The sequence below is a fragment of the Delftia sp. K82 genome, assembly GCF_002193035.1.
GTDB classification, from domain to species: Bacteria; Pseudomonadota; Gammaproteobacteria; order Burkholderiales; family Burkholderiaceae_C; genus Comamonas; species Comamonas acidovorans.
In genome coordinates, this window is the sequence record NZ_MYFL01000005.1 from 422,236 (window position 1) to 440,681 (window position 18,446).

Genomic DNA, 18,446 nt, shown 5'->3' on the forward strand with positions numbered 1-18,446 from the left:
ACAGCAGGGCCATGCGGGAGAGTGCCGAGATCTCGGCACAGCCTTGCTGCACCAGGCGGTCCACCTCGGTCACGACCTGGGTGAAATGCTCGGCGCTTGGTGGGGGGCTTGTTGTCATGGCTCGCCTCTCCTTGCAAAGGTGAGGCGGGCCATCGAGATGGATGCGATGTACATGGTTCCGTGCTCCTATTCGAGACTGAACCACCAGTCCGGGTTTTCAAGCACAGCAATGGTGGACGGGATGTTGAAAACACGAGAATAGTCGTGCGGGCAGCCTTGCGGTGAGCCCCATCCCGTCCCAAACCGTTCGGATGCAGGCAAGCGCCCACGATCCAAGCAAATCAGACGTGACAAGGCCTCGCTATCGGGGAGGCCGCTCCGCTATTCTTCAAAGGTGTTTTCAAGCACCGGCCCCTTAACAGGGGGCTGGTGCGGATTGTGGCATAGCGACTGGAGTTGCTCCAGCGGGGCTGGCATGACCTGGCAGGTCATGGACTCGGGGGGCGGTGGCGGCGGAGCATCGGTGGGGCCGGCTTGCGAGGTGCATGCCCGGCAATCCACAAGGAGTGCTGATGCCGATGTTTTCCCATGCCCGTTTCCTGCCCCGCACCCTGTGGGCCGACGCCATCTGCTGCGCCGCGGCCGGTGCGGTGCAGCTGGCCTTTGCGCAGCCGCTGGCCGTTTTCACGGGCTTGCCGCAGGCGCTGCTGCTGGGCACGGGGTGCTTCTTGCTGGCCTGGGCCTGCGTGGCTGGCTGGGGCGCGTGCCGCATGCCGCGCAGCAGGGGGCTGGTGGCCATTGCCGTGTTCGGCAACTTCGGCTGGGCCCTGGCCTGCGGGGTTGTGCTGTACAGCGGCGTGCTGGAGCCTGCGCCCGCAGGCTGGGCATGGGTGCTGGGCCAGGCGGCCATCGGCGTGGCGCTGGGCGATCTGCAGTGCGCGGGGTTGTGGCGCAGCAGGGCTTCGCTGGCCGGTTCGATGACAGCCCTGTGAAAGCCTGCCGCTTTTGCCGCGCGGACAGCGTTGTCCGCGTGTGACTATCGCCAATGGACCACAGCATCCGCGGGCACTTCTGGGCACAATGGAAATCAGAGTCTTGGTGCATGCCCAGCAGCCCGGAAAAGGCGGCGCGCATGTGCCTTCCCAGAGTTTCATCCAGGAGTCTCACGATGCGCCACGAATATGAAAACACCCTCAAATCCTTTGCTGCGGCGGGGGGCAAGAAGGGCAAGTTCTTCTCCCTGCCTGAACTGGCAAGGCAATATCCACAGATCCGGCGATTGCCCGTGTCGCTGCGCATCGTGCTGGAGTCCGTGCTGCGCAACTGCGATGGCAACAAGGTGACGCGCGAGCATGTGGAGCAGCTGGCGAACTGGAAGCCCCAGGCCGAGCGCGTGGACGAGATCCCCTTCGTGGTATCGCGCGTGGTGCTGCAGGATTTCACGGGCGTGCCGCTGCTGGCCGACCTGGCCGCCATGCGCAGCACGGCCGCCAGGCTGGGCAAGAAGCCCAAGTCCATCGAGCCGCTGGTGCCCGTGGACCTGGTGGTGGACCACTCCATCATGGTGGACTACTTCGGCACCAAGAAGGCGCTGGACCTGAACATGAAGCTGGAGTTCCAGCGCAACAAGGAGCGCTACCAGTTCATGAAGTGGGGCATGCAGGCCTTCGACACCTTCGGCGTGGTGCCGCCGGGCTTCGGCATCGTCCACCAGGTGAACCTGGAGTACCTGGCGCGCGGCGTGCACAAGACCAAGGACGGCGTGCACTACCCCGACACCCTGGTGGGCACGGACAGCCACACGACCATGATCAACGGCATCGGCGTGGTGGGCTGGGGCGTGGGCGGCATCGAGGCCGAGGCGGCCATGCTGGGCCAGCCCGTGTACTTCCTCACGCCCGATGTGGTGGGCTTCGAGCTGTCGGGCCAGCTGCGCGAGGGCGTGACGGCCACCGACCTGGTGCTGTCGGTGACCGAGATCCTGCGCCGCGAGAAGGTGGTGGGCAAGTTCGTGGAGTTCTTCGGCGAAGGCACGCGCACCCTGGCGCTGCCCGACCGCGCCACCATCGGCAACATGGCGCCCGAGTACGGCGCCACCATGGGCTTTTTCCCCGTCGATGAAAAAACCATCGACTACTTCAGGGGCACGGGCCGCAGCAAGGCCGAGATCGAGGCCTTCGAGGGCTATTTCCGGGCACAGGAACTGTTCGGCGTGCCGGCCGCCGGCGAGATCGATTACTCGCATGTGGTGCGCCTGGACCTGGGCACGGTGGCGCCCAGCCTGGCCGGACCCAAGCGCCCGCAGGACCGCATCGAGCTGGGCAATGTGTCGTCCAAGTTCGATGAGTTGTTCAGCGCCCCTGCGGCGCACAACGGGTTCAACCAGCCGATCGAACGGCTGGGCCGGCGCTTTCGCGTAGGCGGTGGCGGCGAGGGCGAGGTGGCGCCCGAGACGCCGGCCCATCCGCCCGGCGCGCAGCGCTCGCTGGCCGAGATGGAGGCCAACAAGCCCAGTCTGGAGGCCGCCCACAGCGAGGCACCGGTCGATGCCCCCGCCCCTGCCAAGCGCCTGAGCATCGCCAACGGCGACGTGCTGATTGCCGCCATCACCAGCTGCACCAACACCTCCAACCCCAGCGTGATGCTGGCCGCCGGCCTGCTGGCCAAGAAGGCGGTGAAGGCCGGGCTCACGGTGCAGCCGCACATCAAGACCTCTCTGGCGCCGGGCTCGCGCGTGGTGACCGAGTATTTGACCGAAGCCGGCCTGCTGCCCTACCTGGAAAAGCTGGGCTTTGCGCTGGCCGGCTACGGCTGCACCACCTGCATCGGCAACGCGGGCGACCTCACGCCGGAGCTCAACGAGGCCATCACCAGCAACGACCTGGTCTGCGCGGCCGTGCTGTCGGGCAACCGCAACTTCGAGGCGCGCATCCACCCCAACATCAAGGCCAACTTCCTGGCCAGCCCGCCCCTGGTCGTGGCCTATGCCATTGCCGGCACGGTGCGCCGCGACCTGATGACCGAGCCCGTGGGCCAGGGCAAGAACGGCCGTGACATCTACCTGGGCGACATCTGGCCGACCAGCGAGGAAATCCACGCGCTGATGAAGTACGCCATGAACGGCAAGGCCTTCCGCGAGAACTACGAGAAGGTGCGCTCCGAGCCCGGCAAGCTCTGGGAAAAGATCCACGGCGTGACGGGCGCCACCTATACCTGGCCCGAGAGCACCTACATTGCCGAGCCGCCGTTCTTCGATGATTTCCGGCTCCAGCTGGACGCGCCCGCCGCCGGCGCCGAAGGCTCCAACCCCTACGTGGTGCACGGCGCGCGCGTGATGGCGCTGTTCGGCGACTCCATCACCACCGACCACATCTCGCCGGCCGGCTCCATCAAGGAAAGCTCGCCCGCAGGCCAGTGGCTGCTGGCCCACGGCGTGCAAAAGGCCGACTTCAACAGCTACGGCTCGCGGCGCGGCAACCATGAGGTGATGATGCGCGGCACCTTTGCCAACGTGCGCATCAAGAACCTGATGATTCCGGCGCAGGCCGATGGCTCGCGCGAGGAGGGCGGGCTGACGCTGTACCGCGACGGCACGGGCCAGGTCACCAAGATGCCCATCTACGACGCGGCCATGAAGTACCAGGCCGAGGGCCGTGCCACCGTGATCTTCGCGGGCGAGGAATACGGCACGGGATCGAGCCGCGACTGGGCCGCCAAGGGCACGCAGCTGCTGGGCATCAAGGCCGTGGTGGCGCGCAGCTTCGAGCGCATCCACCGCTCCAACCTGGTGGGCATGGGCGTGCTGCCGCTGCAGTTCCTGGGCACGGACAGCTGGCAGACCCTGGGCCTGACGGGCGAGGAGTTCGTGGAAGTGATTCCCGCCGCCGACCTGGCACCGCAAAGCGAGGCCCAGCTGGTGATCACGCGTGCCGATGGCAGCAAGCAGACCGTGGTGGTCAAGCTGCGCATCGACACGCCCATCGAGGTGGACTACTACCGGCACGGCGGCATCCTGCCGTACGTTCTCAGGCAGCTCCTTGAATGAAGTTGGAAACCCCCTGAGCCGCTATGCGGCTTCCCCCTGGAAGGGGGACGACACCCTGGCGGCGGGGCGGCCCTTGCTCGGTGTCCCTCGCTTTTGGGCCACGCCAGTTTTGGACATAGTGAACTGAGCAAGGGTGTGGCGTTTAGGGCTGCTGTCCCAGCCTGCCCACGCTGTCGCGCAGATGGGCCAGCAGCGATTCGACCAGGGGCTGCACATGGCCCGGGTGCCACATGGCCTGCATCTGCGACTGCGGGTGCCGGCCCTGGATGGGCACGAAGGCCAGCCCCGGAAAGCCCACGCGCTGCAGGCAGGACGGAACCAGGGACACGCCCTGGCCCAGCGACACCATGGACAGCACCGACAGCCAGTGCCGCACCTCGTGGTGCAGGTCGGGCGTGAAGCCTTCGCTCTGGCAGATCTGCCAGATCTGCTGGTGGTAGTCGGGCGAGACCTGGCGCGAGAACAGCACCATGCGCTCGCCCGCCAGCTGGCGCACCTGCAGCGTGCGCTGGCCGGCCAGCGCATGGCCTGCGGGCAGGCAGGCCATGAAGGGCTCGCTCACCAGGGTGTGTGATTGCAGGCCGGGCGCGGGGCGCGTGGCGTGCAGCAGGCCCAGGTCCAGCCGCTCCTGCTGCAGGGAGGCGATCTGCTCTGCGCTATTGAGCTCCAGCATGTCGATGCGCACCAGCGGGTGCCGGGTGCGAAAGCTCTCCAGCGCCTCGGGCAGCCCGCGGTAGATGGCCGAACCCACAAAGCCCAGCCGGATGCGGCCCTGCACGCCGTCGGCGATGGCGCGCATGTCCTGGCGCACGCGCTGGGCCTGTTCCATGATGTCCTGGGCCTGCACGCGCAGGTGCTTGCCGGCGGCCGTGAGCCGCACCTCCTTGCTGGTGCGCTCGAACAGCTGGGCGCCCAACTCTTCCTCCAGCTGGCGGATGGCCACGCTCAGCGGCGGCTGGGAGATGGACAGGCGCTGGGCTGCGCGGCTGAAGTGCAGCTCCTCGGCCAGCACCAGAAAGTACCTCAGTTGTCTCAGCTCCATGGCGTTCTATCCGGTTTGACTATTGATCAATACGTTATCGATATTTGACTCGAATAGGACTGTTTCCAAGAATGGGGGCATCCCCAAGACCCGGCGCCCATGCGCCCGGGCCCGGTTCCCGCACAGGAGACAGACCATGAACCCCGAACCGCAGGCGCTGGCCGCCATGCAGTCTTCCCCCGCCCAGGCTTTCCAGGCCGTGCCCGACCGCCACGGCAGCAACCTGTACACCACCGATTCGCAGTTGCAGCCGCTGCTGGCGCTGTACCTGCCGCCCGAGGTGAACGCGCACCTGCAGCCCCATCTGGAGCGCATGGGCGCGCTGGCCGGCCGCGAGATCGATGAATGGGCACTGACCGCCGACCGCAACCCGCCCGAGCTGGAGCACCGCGACCGCACGGGGCGCGATGCGCAGCGCATCGTCAAGCACCCGGCCTATGTGGAGATGGAGCGCATTGCCTATGGCGAGTTCGGCCTGGCCGTCATGTCGCACCGCACGGGCGTGCTGGGCTGGGATGGCAAGCTGCCGCCGCTGGCCAAGTACGCGCTGACCTATCTGTTCGTGCAGGCCGAGTTCGGCCTGTGCTGCCCGCTGTCCATGACGGACTCGCTGGCGCGCACGCTGCGCAAGTACGGAGGGCCGGCCCTGGTCGAGAAGTACTGGCCGCGCATGACGCAGCTGCGCTTCGAGGACCAGGCCCAGGGCGCCATGTTCATGACCGAGCAGGCTGCCGGCTCCGACATCTCCAACACCCAGACGCTGGCCCGTCCGGCCGCCGACGGCAGCTGGCGCCTGTCCGGCGACAAGTGGTTCTGCTCCAACCCCGATGCCGACTTCGCCATGGTGCTGGCGCGCGTGGAAGGCGCGCCGGCGGGCATGAAGGGCATCTCGCTGTTCCTGCTGCCGCGCCGGCTCGATGACGGCTCGGCCAACCACTACCGCATCGTGCGGCTCAAGCACAAGCTGGGCACGCGCTCCATGGCCAGCGGCGAGATCGTGCTCGACGGCGCCGTCGCCTACCTGGTGGGCGAGCAGGGCCGGGGCTTCGTGCAAATGGCCGACATGGTGAACAACTCGCGCCTGTCCAACGGCGTGCGCTCGGCCGGGTTGATGCGCCGCGCCGTGGTCGAGGCCGAGTACGTGGCGCGCGAGCGCCGCGCCTTCGGCAAGGCCCTGCAGGACATGCCGCTGATGCAGCGCCAGCTCGACAAGCTGCGCATCTACTCCGAGCAGGCCCGCACCATGGTGCTGCAGACGGCCCAGGCGCTGCAGCGTTCGGACGCAGGCGAAGACGGCGCCTACGCGCTGCTGCGCATCCTCACCCCCATGATCAAGTTCCGCGCCTGCCGCGACGCGCGCAAGGTCACGGGCGACGCCATGGAAGTGCGCGGCGGATGCGGCTACATCGAGGAATGGAGCGACCCGCGCCTGGTGCGCGACTCCCACCTGGGATCGATCTGGGAAGGCACCAGCAACATCGTGGCGCTGGACGTGATCCGCGCCATCAAGCGCGAAGGCTCGCTGCCCGTGCTGCGCGACCACGCGGCCCAGCTGCTGGCCCAGACCGAGGCGGCCACGGACTTCAAGGCCGCGCTGTCGGCCAGCATGGACAAGGCTGCGGCCCTGGCCCTGCGCGCGGCCGAGGAGGGCGGTGACCGCCTGGCGCGCGCCGCCGCCTCGGGCCTGTACCACTGCTTCACGGCCACGGCCATGGCCTGGGAGGCCTCGTGCACACGCAGTGCCGAACGCATGCGCTGGGCCCAGCTGGTGCTGCTGCACCGCGTGCTGCCGCGCGACCCGCTGGCGGCAGGCGACCTGCCCGAAGTCTGGACACGCTGAGCCCATCGAGCGCACCGACCCAGAACACACATCCCGTCCACAGGGATGACCGCACAAGTACCGGAGACAAACACCATGCCTTGCACTGACCAGAAGCCGTCTTTCCAGAAACGCCGATTCCTGTGGGCGTGTGCGCTCGCCGCCACCGCCGCGCTGCCGGCCGCCGCACTGGCCGAGCGCTTTCCCGAGCGGCCCATCAGCTTCGTCGTTCCCTTCCCGCCCGGCGGGCCCACGGACGCCATGGCCCGCACGCTGGCGATATCGCTGACCGAGACGCTGGGCCAGAGCGTGATCGTGGAGAACAAGGCCGGCGCGGGCGGCAACATCGGCGCCGACTTCGTGGCCCGCGCCAGGCCCGACGGCTACACCATCATGTTCGGCACCTCGGGGCCGCTGGCCATCAACAAGCACCTGTACCGCAAGATCAACTATGACCCGCAGACCAGCTTCGCGCCCATTATCCGCGTGGGCCACCTGCCCAACGTGCTGGTGGTCAATCCGGCGACCAAGGCCACCACCGTGCAGGAGCTGATTGCGCAGGACAAGGCCAAGCCGGGCAGCCTGGACTATGCGTCCTCGGGCAACGGCGCTTCCTCGCACCTGGCCGGCGTGCTGTTCAACAAGATGGCCGGCACCTCGCTGCAGCACATTCCCTACAAGGGCACGGGCCCGGCGCTCAACGACCTGCTGGCGGGGCAGGTGAACATGACCTTCACCGACATCCTCACCGCCATGCCCTACATCAAGGCCGGCAAGTTCAAGGCCATTGGCGTGGCCACGGAAAAGCGCTCCCAGGCCATGCCCGACATCCCCACCATCGCCGAGCAGGGCCTGCCCGGCTACGACGTGAGCGTGTTCTTCGGCGTGGTGGCACCGGCCGGCACGCCGGCCGACCGCATCGAGACGCTGAACGCGGCCTTCCGCAAGGCCCTGAGCAGCGAGCGCATCCGCAAGACCTTTGCCGACCAGGGGCTGGAGCCGGCATCGGATCTGTCGCCAGCGGGGCTGTCGACCTTCATCGCGCAGGAGGTCACGAAATGGAAGGCCGTGGTCGATGCCTCCGGCGCCAAACTGGATTGAGGAAAGCACATTGATGACCACTTCCCACAGCATGGGCGCACTCCAGGGCATCCGTGTCCTCGACCTCTCCCGCATTCTTGGTGGCCCGCTGTGCGGCCAGATCCTGGGCGACCACGGCGCCGACGTTCTTAAGGTGGAGCCGCCGCAGGGCGACGATACGCGCGCCTGGGGGCCGCCGTTCCAGGACGGTGTGTCCTCCTACTACCGGGGCCTGAACCGCAACAAGCGGCTGCAGTTCCTGGACCTGTCCCAGCCCGAAGGCCAGCAGGCCGTGCTGGCGTTGATGGACCAGGCCGACGTGGTGGTGGAGAACTTCAAGATCGGCACCATGGAGAAATGGGGCATTGGCTGGGAGCAGGTGCGCGAGCGCTTTCCGCGCCTCATCTGGTGCCGCGTCAGCGGCTTCGGCGCCGATGGCCCGCTGGGCGCCTGGCCCGGCTATGACGCGGCCATCCAGGCCATGACGGGGCTGATGAGCGTCAACGGCGAGGCCGGCGGCGATCCGCTGCGCGTGGGCCTGCCCGTGGTGGACATGGTCACGGGCATGAACGGTGTCATCGGCGTGCTGCTGGCGCTGCAGGAGCGCCAGCGCAGCGGCCTGGGCCAGCTGGTCGATGTCTCGCTGTACGACAGCGGCATCTCGCTGCTGCACCCGCATGCGGGCAACTGGTTCATGAGCGGCAGGACGCCAGGGCGCTCGGGCAACGCCCATCCCAACATCTATCCCTACGACAGCTTTGGCACGGGCACCACGCCGGTCTTCCTGGCCGTGGGCAACGACCGCCAGTTCCGCCTGCTGTGCGAGCACCTGGGATGCCCGCAACTGGTGGCCGACGAGCGCTTTGCCACGGCCGGCCAGCGCTCGCACCACCGCGATGCGCTCAAGCCGCTGCTGGAGCAGGCCTTGCAGGCTAGCGACGGCTCCGCCCTGGCCGATGCGCTGATGGCCATCGGCGTGCCCGCCGCGCCCGTGCTGGGTGTGGACGCGGCGCTCAACCACCCACACACGCTGCACCGCGAGATGGTGGTGGAGATGGAGGGCGGCTACCGGGGCCTGGGCGCGCCCGTCAAGCTCAGCCGCACGCCGGCCAGCTACCGGCATGCGCCGCTGGCCGAGGGCGACAGTTTCGAGTGATTTGCATGGTGCGCTCAGGGGACGATGGGGCGCAGTTGCGCGTCAGCCATGCCCACCAGCAGCGCACGCCCGTCGGGCTCCACGCGGAACTCGCCGTAGCGGGCCTGCTCCCAGCGCTGGCCATCGCCTTCGCGGAAGTACCAGGCATCGGTCACCAGCGTCCACCGGCCGCCGCGCGGGGTGAGTTCAAAGCGCTGCTCGCCGGGCGCCAGCGGCTCGCTGGCCGTGCCGGTGCGCAGCCACTGCACCACGCCCTGCTCATCGAGCTTGCCGATGGCGTACAGGCGTCCGCCGCGCAGGTTCTCTTTCTCCACGTCCCTGTCCTCGGAAGGCAGGCGGAAGTTCAGGCGCATGTAGTCGCCCTGCATCAGGGAGCGCGGGTCCACCGGCGCCAGTTCCACGAACACCTTGCGGCCCTGGGCGATGGTGCGCTCCTTCTGCGCAATGCCGATATTGGCCACCGCCAGCGTGCAGGCCGCCGTCAGCACCACCAGCCACGGCGCCCAGCGCTGCAGGGGCGCGGCGCCCGATGCGGCGGCGGTCTCCGCGCTGCCTGGCAGGGCTGCGGCGCGCGGCCCTGCCCAGGCCAGCAGGCCCAGCAAGGCGCCGCAGCCGGCCAGCACCATGGCCTTCGTCGCCAATGGCCAGGCCAGCTGGTAGTAGAAGCTGCCCACGATCCAGGCCGCAGCCAGGGCGGCCGCTGCGGCCTGCCGCCAGCGGCCGCTGGTGCCGGTCACCGCCAGCGCCAGCAGGCAGGCGCCCAGCCAGGGCAGGAAGGCACTCAGCACGGCCAGCACCACGGCAGCCACGGCGGCGCGCGGCTGCCGCAGCGTGGGCCATGCGCGCTGGGCGAACCAGGCGGCTGCCAGGGCCAGCACGGCCGAGCCGGCCTGCGTCAGAACGCCCATGGAGATGTTCGGGGCGGCTTCCTGCGCCAGCTCGCCCGCCAGGCCGCCGCCCAGCACGCCGGCCACCATGAAGCTCCTGCCGGACAGAAAGGCCAGGCCAGCCAGCACCGCCAGCAGCCAGCCCGTGGCAAAGGGCTCCAGCGCCGCCGCCATGCGGGTCTGTGCCGCAGACTGCCCCAGCGCGCGCCACTGGGCTGCCAGCAGCAGCATCCAGAGCAGCAGCGCCGCATGCACGATGACCCAGGTCGGCAGGCCTGCGTACAGGGTGGATGGATCGTTGTCCGGCCAGAGCATGGTGCAAAACAGCAGCGCGCAGGCGGCGCCCAGCAGCACGCGCAGCCAGGGCCTTGGAATGGTGGCCGTGCAGGCCAGCGCAATGGCCAGGCCTATCGCGCCCGCAGCCTGCCCCGACAGGTCGCGCGCCAGGCCAAAGCCCAGCAGGCCGGCGCCGGTCAGCATGGCAGGCAGGGCCAGTTGCTCCAGGAAGACGGGCAGCTCCTCGGCGCGCAGCACGGCCACGGCTGCGGCCAGCATCATGGCGCCGATCACATAGGTCCCGGCGCCGCGCTCTATCCAGTCGGACAGGGCAAACGCAAACAGAATCAGCAAGGGAAGAAGGGCCAGCCAGGCGCCCAGCGCCGTGAGCAGCACCACCGCCCAATGGCGGTCGTTGGCGGCAGGGCGGCGGTCCTGCAAGGTGGCAGGCGGCAGGATGCCCTGGTCCACGGCCTGGCGCAGCAGGGTGTCGTGTTCGTGGCTCATTGAAGGCCTCCTTCCGCGTTGCGTGACATTCGAAGCACCAGGCTGACCGTGGCCGCCAGCAGGCACGCAGCGCCCAGGCCCACGAGCAGCAGCATGCCCGTGAAGTCCGCCCCCAGTTTCTCCAGCAGCAGATAGACCAGGCCGCACACCAGCAGCACGTTCAGGCCCAGCGCCGCACCGCTGAGCAAAAAGATATCGAAATGCCTGCGCAGGCCCGCCAGCGCCGCCGCGCCTGCCAGCAGCACCAGCCCCAGCGGGTACTGCGGCGCCACCGTGCTGTGGAACAGCCCGCTGATGGCGGTGGAGGTGATCATCGCCAGCGCCAGCGCGCCCGCGCCGCGCAAGGCCCACAGCCCGGCGCCCGTGAAGCGCCGCAGGGCCGGTGCCATGACCGCGGTGACGGCAAGGGCGGCGCCCAGGGCCACGGCATGGACGCCCAGGTCGCGCGACTCCACCTCCCAGAACTGCGGCGTATGGGCCTGCGCCCACAGCGCAATGCCCGTCATGGCAACCACCACCCAGGGCACCCAGACGCCATCGCTGCGCGCCGCCAGGGCCAGCGGCAGGGTCAGCGCTGCCCACAGCGCAAACAGCTGCCAGGGGTCCGCTCCCGTCTGGTAGGTCTGCCCGAAAAAGGCGAACAGCGCACCCGTGCCCAGCAGCGCCAGCACCGACAGCGGCACGCGCGCCGCCGCGCGCCATGCCGCGCCAAGACACATCACGAGCACAAAGCCCTGCAGCAGGGCAAAGCGCTGCATGCGGCCCATGCTCTCCCAATTGGCGGCAATCCACAGCACGATGCCCAGCCCGCCCAGCGCCGCGCCCAGCAAGGCCACCACGGGCCACAGGCGGGTTCTGAGCGCAGCCGGTTCCTGCTCGAATCCCGCCAGTGCAAACAGCTGCACGGCGGCCTTGCGGTCCAGGCCATGTTGGCGGACAAGGTCATGCAATAGGGGGCGCAGGTTCATGGTGCGGACGTTCCTTGGCTTGAAGAGTCGGATGCCCGACTGTGCCAGAACCTCGCGTGCATGGATGGCGGCGCAGGACGGCATTCCGGCGAGCCGGGGGAGCCGTGGGAAGATCGCGGCCAGAGTCCTGCCATCCTCTTGCCATTGCTGCTTAGCCCAATCCTGCCGAAATGCTTTTCCTGCCTGCCCCTTGCCCCGGTGCGCAAACGCACCAGCACCCGCATCCGCATCCGCACCCACAACCTGCAGGGCAGGCGCGATGAAGCGCGGCGATGCGCTGGACGGGCAGATCGAGTGGCAGCCGGTCACCCGGCCTGCCGCCATCGCGCTGACGGCCTTTGCCGCCTGGATCATCTGGGGCCACTTCTTCAGCCAGGGTCACTGGCTGCTGCTGCTGGACAACGCCAACCTGGCACTGCACGAAGCCGGGCATCCGCTGGTGGCCCTGTTCTCGCAGCATCTCTCGGTCTACGGCGGCACGCTGTTCCAGCTGCTGTTCCCGGCCCTGTTCATGCGCCATTTCCACAGGCAGGGCCAGCGCACGGGCTGGATTGCCGCGCTGATGTGGCTGGGAGAGAGCCTCATGAACGTGGCCCACTACATGAAGGACGCGCGCGCCCAGGTGCTGCCGCTGGTGGGCGGCGGCGACCATGACTGGACGGGGATCTTCAGCCGCTGGGGCGTGCTCCAGGCCGATGTGCGCATCGGCACGCTGACGGCGCTGCTGGGTCTGTGCCTGGTGCTGTGGGGGCTGCGGCTTGCCGTTGCGGCGCTGCGCTCGCCGCAGGCCTGACCCGCCATCTGATACGGTCGAATCCGCTGCATCTGCTGCTACCGCCGGGGCAGGGCGCTGGGCATAGTCCAGGCAGTCCCCGGCAATTCATGACAAGCCCGCATCAAGGGCGCACCGGCCGGGGCGAAGGCCCCGCATGTCAGAACGACCGAAACCGCTTCCCGATGAAACCGCCGCAGCCCCCCGGCCGCGGCCCGCGCCACGCAAGGTGATTCCCATCGCCGATGCCAGCGCGGACTCTCCGCTGTTCGAATCGCGCAGGAAGATCCAGCCGCGCTCCATCACGGGGCGCTTCACCCATTGGCGCTGGGCCATGGTCTGGCTCACGCAGCTGTTCTTCTATGGCATTCCCTGGCTGCAGATCCATGGCCGGCAGGCCCTGCTGTTCGACCTGGAGCAGCGGCGCTTCTACGTCTTCGGCTGGCTGCTGTATCCGCAGGACTTCATCTACCTGGCGGTGCTGCTCATCGTCTCGGCGCTGGCGCTGTTCCTGTTCACCACGGTGGCCGGGCGGCTGTGGTGCGGCTTTTCCTGCCCGCAGACGGTCTACACCGAGCTGTTCATGTGGGTGGAGCGCCGGCTGGAGGGCGACCGCAGCGCGCGGCTGCGGCTGGACGGCAGCGGCTGGGGTGCGGAGAAGATCGCGCGGCGCGGCGGCAAGCATGCGCTGTGGCTGCTGATCTCGCTGTGGACGGGGCTGACCTTCGTCGGCTACTTCGTGCCCATCCGCAGCCTGCTGCCCGAGGTGCTGGCGCTGACCGGCGCATGGCAGATCTTCTGGGTGCTGTTCTATGCGCTGGCCACCTACGGCAACGCGGGCTTCCTGCGCGAGCAGGTCTGCAAGCACATGTGCCCCTAAGCGCGCTTCCAGAGCGCCATGTTCGACAAGGACACCCTGGTCGTCACCTACGACGCCGCACGCGGCGAGTCGCGCGGCCCGCGCCACAAAGGCGTGGACTACCGGGCCCAGGGGCTTGGCGACTGCATCGACTGCACGCTGTGCGTGCAGGTCTGCCCCGTGGGCATCGACATACGCGACGGCCTGCAGTACGAGTGCATCGGCTGCGGCCTGTGCATCGACGCCTGCAACAGCGTCATGGACCGCATGCACTACCCGCGCGGGCTGATCCGCCTGTCCACGCAGAACGGCGTGGCCCGGGGCTGGCGCCAGAGCGAGCTGGTGCGCCGCATCTTCCGCCCGCGCGTGCTCATCTACGGCACGGCGCTGGTGGCCATCTCCACGGCCATGGTGGCCAGCCTGGCGCTGCGCACGCCGTTGAAGGTGGACGTGGTGCGAGACCGGGGCACGCTGTCGCGCATCGTGGCCGGCGGCCAGATCGAGAACATCTACCGCGTGCAGATCGGCAATGCCACGGAGCAGGACCAGCGCTATGTGCTGTCGGCCTCGGGCATCGAAGGCCTGCGCGTGGCTTCGGAGACCGAGGTGGACGTGGGCGCGGCCCAGGACCGCTGGGTCGTGGTGCGGCTGCAGGCGCCCTATGGCGCGGCCGGCCCTGGCTCGCATGGCGTGGAGATCACGGCCACGGCGGTGGGCGATCCCGCGCTTTCCAAGCAGGCGCACAGCACGTTCCTGGTGCCGCGCTGAGGGGCTGGTTGGATGGATTGATTCAGGAGTACGGCGCAGTTGTTGTGCACGATGCCTGGTCCGCTGCAGCGCGGGCTGGCATCGGTTTTGAGGCCCCGGAAGTTTGTTCCGGGGCCTTTTTTTATCGTGTCTGCCCGACAAGGCGGACAAGCTGGCTGGCAGTCAGGCCAAGGAGAAACGACAGGGGCTTGAATGAGGCAGGCACGAGGCAGCACTTCAAATTCGCAGGCTCTACCCTGTGGTCATATGTATGAAGGTGAAATATATGCCCGTAACGGGTATAGTTTGGAGGCTGGCATGGCGCGCGTTCTCAAACGCAAGGACTTTTCCCGATGGCAGGCGAGCGAGAAACTGCCCGATACCGCGCTGTGCAAGGCGGTCAGGGAGATGGAAAGAGGGCTGATCGACGCGGACCTGGGGGGCTTTCTCTACAAGAAGCGGGTGGCGCGTCCAGGCGCGGGCAAGAGTGGGGGTTATCGAACGCTGTTGTCGGCACGAATCGGCAACCGATACATCTTCCTGCATGGTTTCACCAAGAACGACAAGGCGAACATCACACAGGAAGAACAGAGGGCTTTGAGGTTTGCAGGCAAGCTGTTTCTGGACCTGTCCACCCAGGCCTTGTCGGCGGCCCTGCAGTCAGGCGTTTTGTTGGAGGTGCATTGTGAGCAAGATCATTGAATCCCTGCGCGGCGATCTGGCTGCGCTGTACGAAGCGGGCGCCATCGACAAGGTGACGATGCGCGAGTTCGACGCGATCTGTCCTCCCCCGGTGCGGGAGTTCGAGGCGGCCGACATCAAACAACTGCGCGAGACTTTGAAGTTCAGCCAACCGGTGTTTGCGCTGCATTTGCACACCACGGCTTCCACGGTGCGCAAATGGGAGCAGGGCGAAACCCGTCCCGCCGGACCGGCGCTCAAGCTGCTCAACGTCATCGCCGACAAAGGCCTCCAGGCCATCCTCTGAGCCGGGGCCACGCGAGGGCGGTATGCGGGCGACTCCCGGGAGACACGATCTGGTGTAAATGCTCATAGGGAAATCCGCAGACCCCGCTATGGTGGGCGGCTGTTTTCCGTCCCGCGTATGAACAAGAAACCTGCCTCCCCCGACAACGTCTTTTCCGAGTCCAGCGCCTCCGCATCGCTGGCCGCCTCCACCACCACAACCAGCACCACCGGCAGCAGCCCGGCAGCGGCCACGCCCAAGCCCACGCCCTTTCGCTCCGCCCTGATCCGCTCCGGCACCATCCGTGCCACCACGCGCAGCTTCCTGCATGCCCTGGGCCAGGACGACGAAGACATAGAGCGCCCGCACATCGGCGTGTTCCACACGGGCGGGGAGATGAGCCCCTGCAACCTCAACCTGCGCGACCAGGCCCAGCATGCCAAGACCGGCATCTATGCCGGGGGCGGTACGCCGCATGAATGCCCGGTGGTGTCGGTCAGCGACGGGCTGACCATGGCGCATTCGGGCATGCGGTTCTCGCTGGTCTCGCGCGAGCTGATCGCCGACAGCGTGGAGGCCTCGGTGCGCGGCCACCAGTGGGATGGCATCTTCGCCATCGGCGCCTGCGACAAGAACTTGCCGGGCCTGATGATGGGCATGGTGCGCTGCAATGTGCCCAGCGTCTTCGTGCATGGCGGCTCGGCCCTGCCGGGGCAGGCGCCCGGCGTGCACGGGCGCGACCTGAACGTGGTCGATACCTACGAGACCATCGGCCAGGTGTTGGCCGGCACCGCCACGGCGCAGGACCTGGAGGCCATGAGCCGCGCCTGCCTGCCCACGGCCGGCGCCTGCGCAGGCCAGTTCACGGCCAACACCATGGGCATGGTGAGCGAGGCGCTGGGCCTGGCGCCCATCGGCTCCAGCATGGTGCCCGCCGTGTTCAGCGAGCGCGCACCGCTGATGCGCCGCGCCGCGCGCCAGCTCATGCAGGCCGTGTGGGCCAGCGCCGAAGGCGGCGGCCCGCTGCCGCGCGACATCATCACGCGCCGGGCGCTGGAGAATGCCTGCGCCGTGGTCAGCGCCACGGGCGGATCGACCAATGCCGCCCTGCACCTGCCGGCCATCGCGCATGAGGCCGGCATCCGCTTCCACCTGGACGACGTGGCCGAGATCTTCGCGCGCACGCCGCTGATCGCCGACCTGCGCCCCGGCGGGCGCTTCCTGGCGCGCGACGTGTACTACATCGGCGGCGCCGGCGTGATCCTGCGCACGCTGATGGAGCAGGGCTTTGTCCACGGCGATGCGCTCACCTTCACGGGCCGCACCCTGGCCGAAGAACTGGCCGATGCCGCGCCGCCCGATGGCGAGGTGGTGCGCACGCCCGGCAATCCCATCACGCGCGACGGTGGCCTGACCGTGCTCAAGGGCAACCTCTGCCCCGATGGCGCGTTGCTGAAGACGGCCGGCCTCAAGACCCTGGCGCACCGGGGCCCCGCGCGCGTCTTCGAGTCCGAGGAACAGGCCCAGGCCGCCGTGCAGGCCATGCAGTACGCGGCCGGCGATGTCATCGTCATCCGCAACGAAGGCCCGCGCGGCAGCCCCGGCATGCGCGAGATGCTGGGCATCACGGCGCTGCTCTATGGCCAGGGCATGGGCGACAAGGTGGCCCTGCTGACCGATGGGCGCTTCTCTGGTGCCACGCGCGGCCTGTGCATCGGCTACGCAGGCCCCGAGGCCGCCGACAACGGCCCCATTGCCGCGCTGCGCGACGGCGACCTCATCGCCATCGACGCCCGCGCCGATGCGCGCAGCATCACGGTGGAAATCGGCGAGGCCGAACTGGCCGCACGTCTGGAACAATCGGCCGCCGCGCGCCGCCAGGCCCCGCCGCTGGGCGGCGTGCTGGAAAAATACGCGCTCACCGTGCGTCCGGCCCACCAGGGCGCGGTCACGCATTCGGGCCAGGTGGTCTGGCTGCGCGACGACAGTTGAAGCCGCCGGGCTGGCACGCATTTCCCCCCCGCTGTTCCCCCACTGTTTTTTTCAGAGTTTCAATTTCAACCGGAGACATACGCATGAACATCGACCGCCGCCAATGGCTGGGCACCGCTGGAGCGGGTGCGCTGCTGGCCAGCCTGGGCCAGCAGGCCTGGGCGCAGGCCCAGGGCCCCATCGAGACCCTGAACATCATCACCGGCTTCGCGGCCGGAGGCACCTCGGACGCCATCTGCCGCCGCGTGGGCGCCAAGCTGTCGGGCTATGCCAAGACCGCCGTGGTGGAAAACCGCACCGGCGCGGGCGGGCAGATCGCCATCAGCTACGTCAAGGGCCGGCCCGCAGACGGCGCCACCCTGCTGCAGACGCCCACGTCCATGCTGTCCATCTACCCGCACATCTACAAGAAGCTGCCCTATGACCCGGTGGCCGACCTGGCGCCGGTCACCGTGGGCTGCATCTTCGACTTCGGCTTCGCCGTCGGCCCCGCCGTGCCAGCCAGCGTGACCACGGTGCCCGAATTCTTCGCCTGGGCCAAGGCCAACCCCGCAGGCGCCAACTTCGGCTCGCCCGCGCCCGGCTCCACGCCGCACTTCATCGGCGCCCTGCTGGGCCAGCATGCCGGCGTGGACTTCAAGCACGCTGGCTACCGCGGCACCCAGCCGGCGCTGCTGGACATGCTGGGCGGCAACGTCTCCGCCGTCTGCGGCCCCGTGGGCGACATGCTGCAGCACCTGGCCGGCGGCAAGATGCGCATCCTGGGCGTCAGCGGCGCCAAGCGCAGCCGCTTCGCACCCCAGGTGCCCACGCTGGTGGAGCAGGGCTACAAGGACATGGCGCACAGCGAATGGTTCGCCTTCTTCGTGCCTGCCAAGACCCCCGCCGAGACCGTGCAGCGCCTGAACGGCCACATGCGCAAGGCTTTGGCCACGCCCGACGTGGTGGACAGCCTGGCCACCTTCGGCCTGGACGCCCAATCCTCCACCCCCGCCGAACTGGCCGCGCTGCTGCAATCCGAACTCGCCAAATGGGGCCCCATCGTCAAGCGCGTGGGATTCACAGCAGAGGGCTGAAAAGAATAAAACGGGCCGAGCGAAGCGAAGGCCCGAGCCAACTCCCCGTATGTCAGCGCCTGCGGCGTGGCGGTTGCGGGGTTGCAAGCCTGCCGAAGGACAGGCTTGCTTCGTGATCTGACTCGCCGTGATTGTTTGAACGTAGCGCGCAGCGCGAAGTGAGTTTCACGGCGAACCCCGCAACCGCCACGACGCAGGTTGCCCGCAGCGAAGCGGAGGGTCGCGGACATTCGGGTCGTCTTTCTTTTGCCTC

The 18,446-nt window shown here is 68.3% G+C and carries 13 protein-coding genes and 1 pseudogene; 11 read left to right on the plus strand and 3 right to left on the minus strand.

All coding sequences use genetic code 11. From position 1 onward, the window contains the following. The first annotated feature begins 572 nt into the window (after positions 1-572). The gene (locus KDK82_RS28725) at positions 573-992 is read left to right on the plus strand and encodes a hypothetical protein (protein ID WP_088166870.1); all 420 of its coding nucleotides are present in this window, start codon (positions 573-575) and stop codon (positions 990-992) included. Positions 993-1,168: 176 nt separating this feature from the next. Beyond that, entirely contained in the window at positions 1,169-4,045 is a 2,877-nt protein-coding gene (locus KDK82_RS28730; protein WP_088166871.1) for an aconitate hydratase, read from the plus strand. A gap of 142 nt (positions 4,046-4,187) precedes the next feature. Here KDK82_RS28730 and KDK82_RS28735 read toward each other — a convergent pair whose 3' ends face one another. Continuing rightward, entirely contained in the window at positions 4,188-5,087 is a 900-nt protein-coding gene (locus KDK82_RS28735; protein ID WP_088166872.1) for a LysR family transcriptional regulator, read from the minus strand. Positions 5,088-5,223: 136 nt separating this feature from the next. Here KDK82_RS28735 and KDK82_RS28740 point away from each other — a divergent pair, with 136 nt between their 5' ends. The 3 genes from KDK82_RS28740 to KDK82_RS28750 all read left to right on the plus strand — a co-directional run bounded on the left by KDK82_RS28740 (position 5,224) and on the right by KDK82_RS28750 (position 9,142). Beyond that, a complete protein-coding gene (locus KDK82_RS28740) occupies positions 5,224-6,927 on the plus strand; it encodes an acyl-CoA dehydrogenase family protein (RefSeq protein ID WP_088166873.1) in 1,704 nt (567 codons plus the stop codon). 75 nt (positions 6,928-7,002) lie between these two features. Next, a complete protein-coding gene (locus KDK82_RS28745; protein WP_012204364.1) occupies positions 7,003-8,007 on the plus strand; it encodes a tripartite tricarboxylate transporter substrate binding protein in 1,005 nt (334 codons plus the stop codon). A 13-nt stretch (positions 8,008-8,020) separates the two neighbouring features. Further along, positions 8,021-9,142 (plus strand): CaiB/BaiF CoA-transferase family protein, encoded by a 1,122-nt coding sequence (locus KDK82_RS28750; protein ID WP_088166874.1) that lies wholly within the window; start codon positions 8,021-8,023, stop codon positions 9,140-9,142. A 14-nt stretch (positions 9,143-9,156) separates the two neighbouring features. Here KDK82_RS28750 and KDK82_RS28755 read toward each other — a convergent pair whose 3' ends face one another. Continuing rightward, positions 9,157-10,812 carry a GDYXXLXY domain-containing protein gene (locus KDK82_RS28755; RefSeq protein ID WP_088166875.1) on the minus strand — a complete coding sequence of 552 codons (1,656 nt, stop codon included), beginning with the start codon at positions 10,810-10,812 and terminating at the stop codon, positions 9,157-9,159. Continuing rightward, positions 10,809-11,780, minus strand: coding sequence for a DUF2157 domain-containing protein (locus tag KDK82_RS28760; protein ID WP_034398293.1), 972 nt, complete (start codon positions 11,778-11,780; stop codon positions 10,809-10,811). Before KDK82_RS28760 ends, KDK82_RS28755 begins: the two co-directional genes overlap by 4 nt. 259 nt (positions 11,781-12,039) lie before the next feature. On the opposite strand from KDK82_RS28760, the gene KDK82_RS28765 reads away from it, so the two are divergent. The 6 genes and pseudogenes from KDK82_RS28765 to KDK82_RS28790 all read left to right on the plus strand — a co-directional run bounded on the left by KDK82_RS28765 (position 12,040) and on the right by KDK82_RS28790 (position 18,193). Next, positions 12,040-12,573 (plus strand): hypothetical protein, encoded by a 534-nt coding sequence (locus KDK82_RS28765; protein WP_088166876.1) that lies wholly within the window; start codon positions 12,040-12,042, stop codon positions 12,571-12,573. Positions 12,574-12,709: 136 nt separating this feature from the next. Next, a pseudogene (gene ccoG / locus KDK82_RS28770) lies at positions 12,710-14,179 on the plus strand (cytochrome c oxidase accessory protein CcoG). A 297-nt stretch (positions 14,180-14,476) separates the two neighbouring features. Beyond that, positions 14,477-14,860 carry a type II toxin-antitoxin system RelE/ParE family toxin gene (locus KDK82_RS28775; RefSeq protein ID WP_016450217.1) on the plus strand — a complete coding sequence of 128 codons (384 nt, stop codon included), beginning with the start codon at positions 14,477-14,479 and terminating at the stop codon, positions 14,858-14,860. After that, entirely contained in the window at positions 14,844-15,146 is a 303-nt protein-coding gene (locus tag KDK82_RS28780) for a DNA-binding transcriptional regulator (protein WP_016450218.1), read from the plus strand. The genes KDK82_RS28775 and KDK82_RS28780 overlap by 17 nt, the downstream gene beginning before the upstream one ends. A gap of 117 nt (positions 15,147-15,263) precedes the next feature. Further along, complete coding sequence (locus tag KDK82_RS28785; protein ID WP_179217988.1) at positions 15,264-17,117, plus strand: dihydroxy-acid dehydratase; 1,854 nt, start codon at positions 15,264-15,266, stop codon at positions 17,115-17,117. An 83-nt stretch (positions 17,118-17,200) separates the two neighbouring features. Next, positions 17,201-18,193: a Bug family tripartite tricarboxylate transporter substrate binding protein gene (locus KDK82_RS28790; protein WP_088166877.1), complete on the plus strand. Its 993-nt coding sequence runs from the start codon at positions 17,201-17,203 to the stop codon at positions 18,191-18,193. Positions 18,194-18,446: the final 253 nt, after the last annotated feature.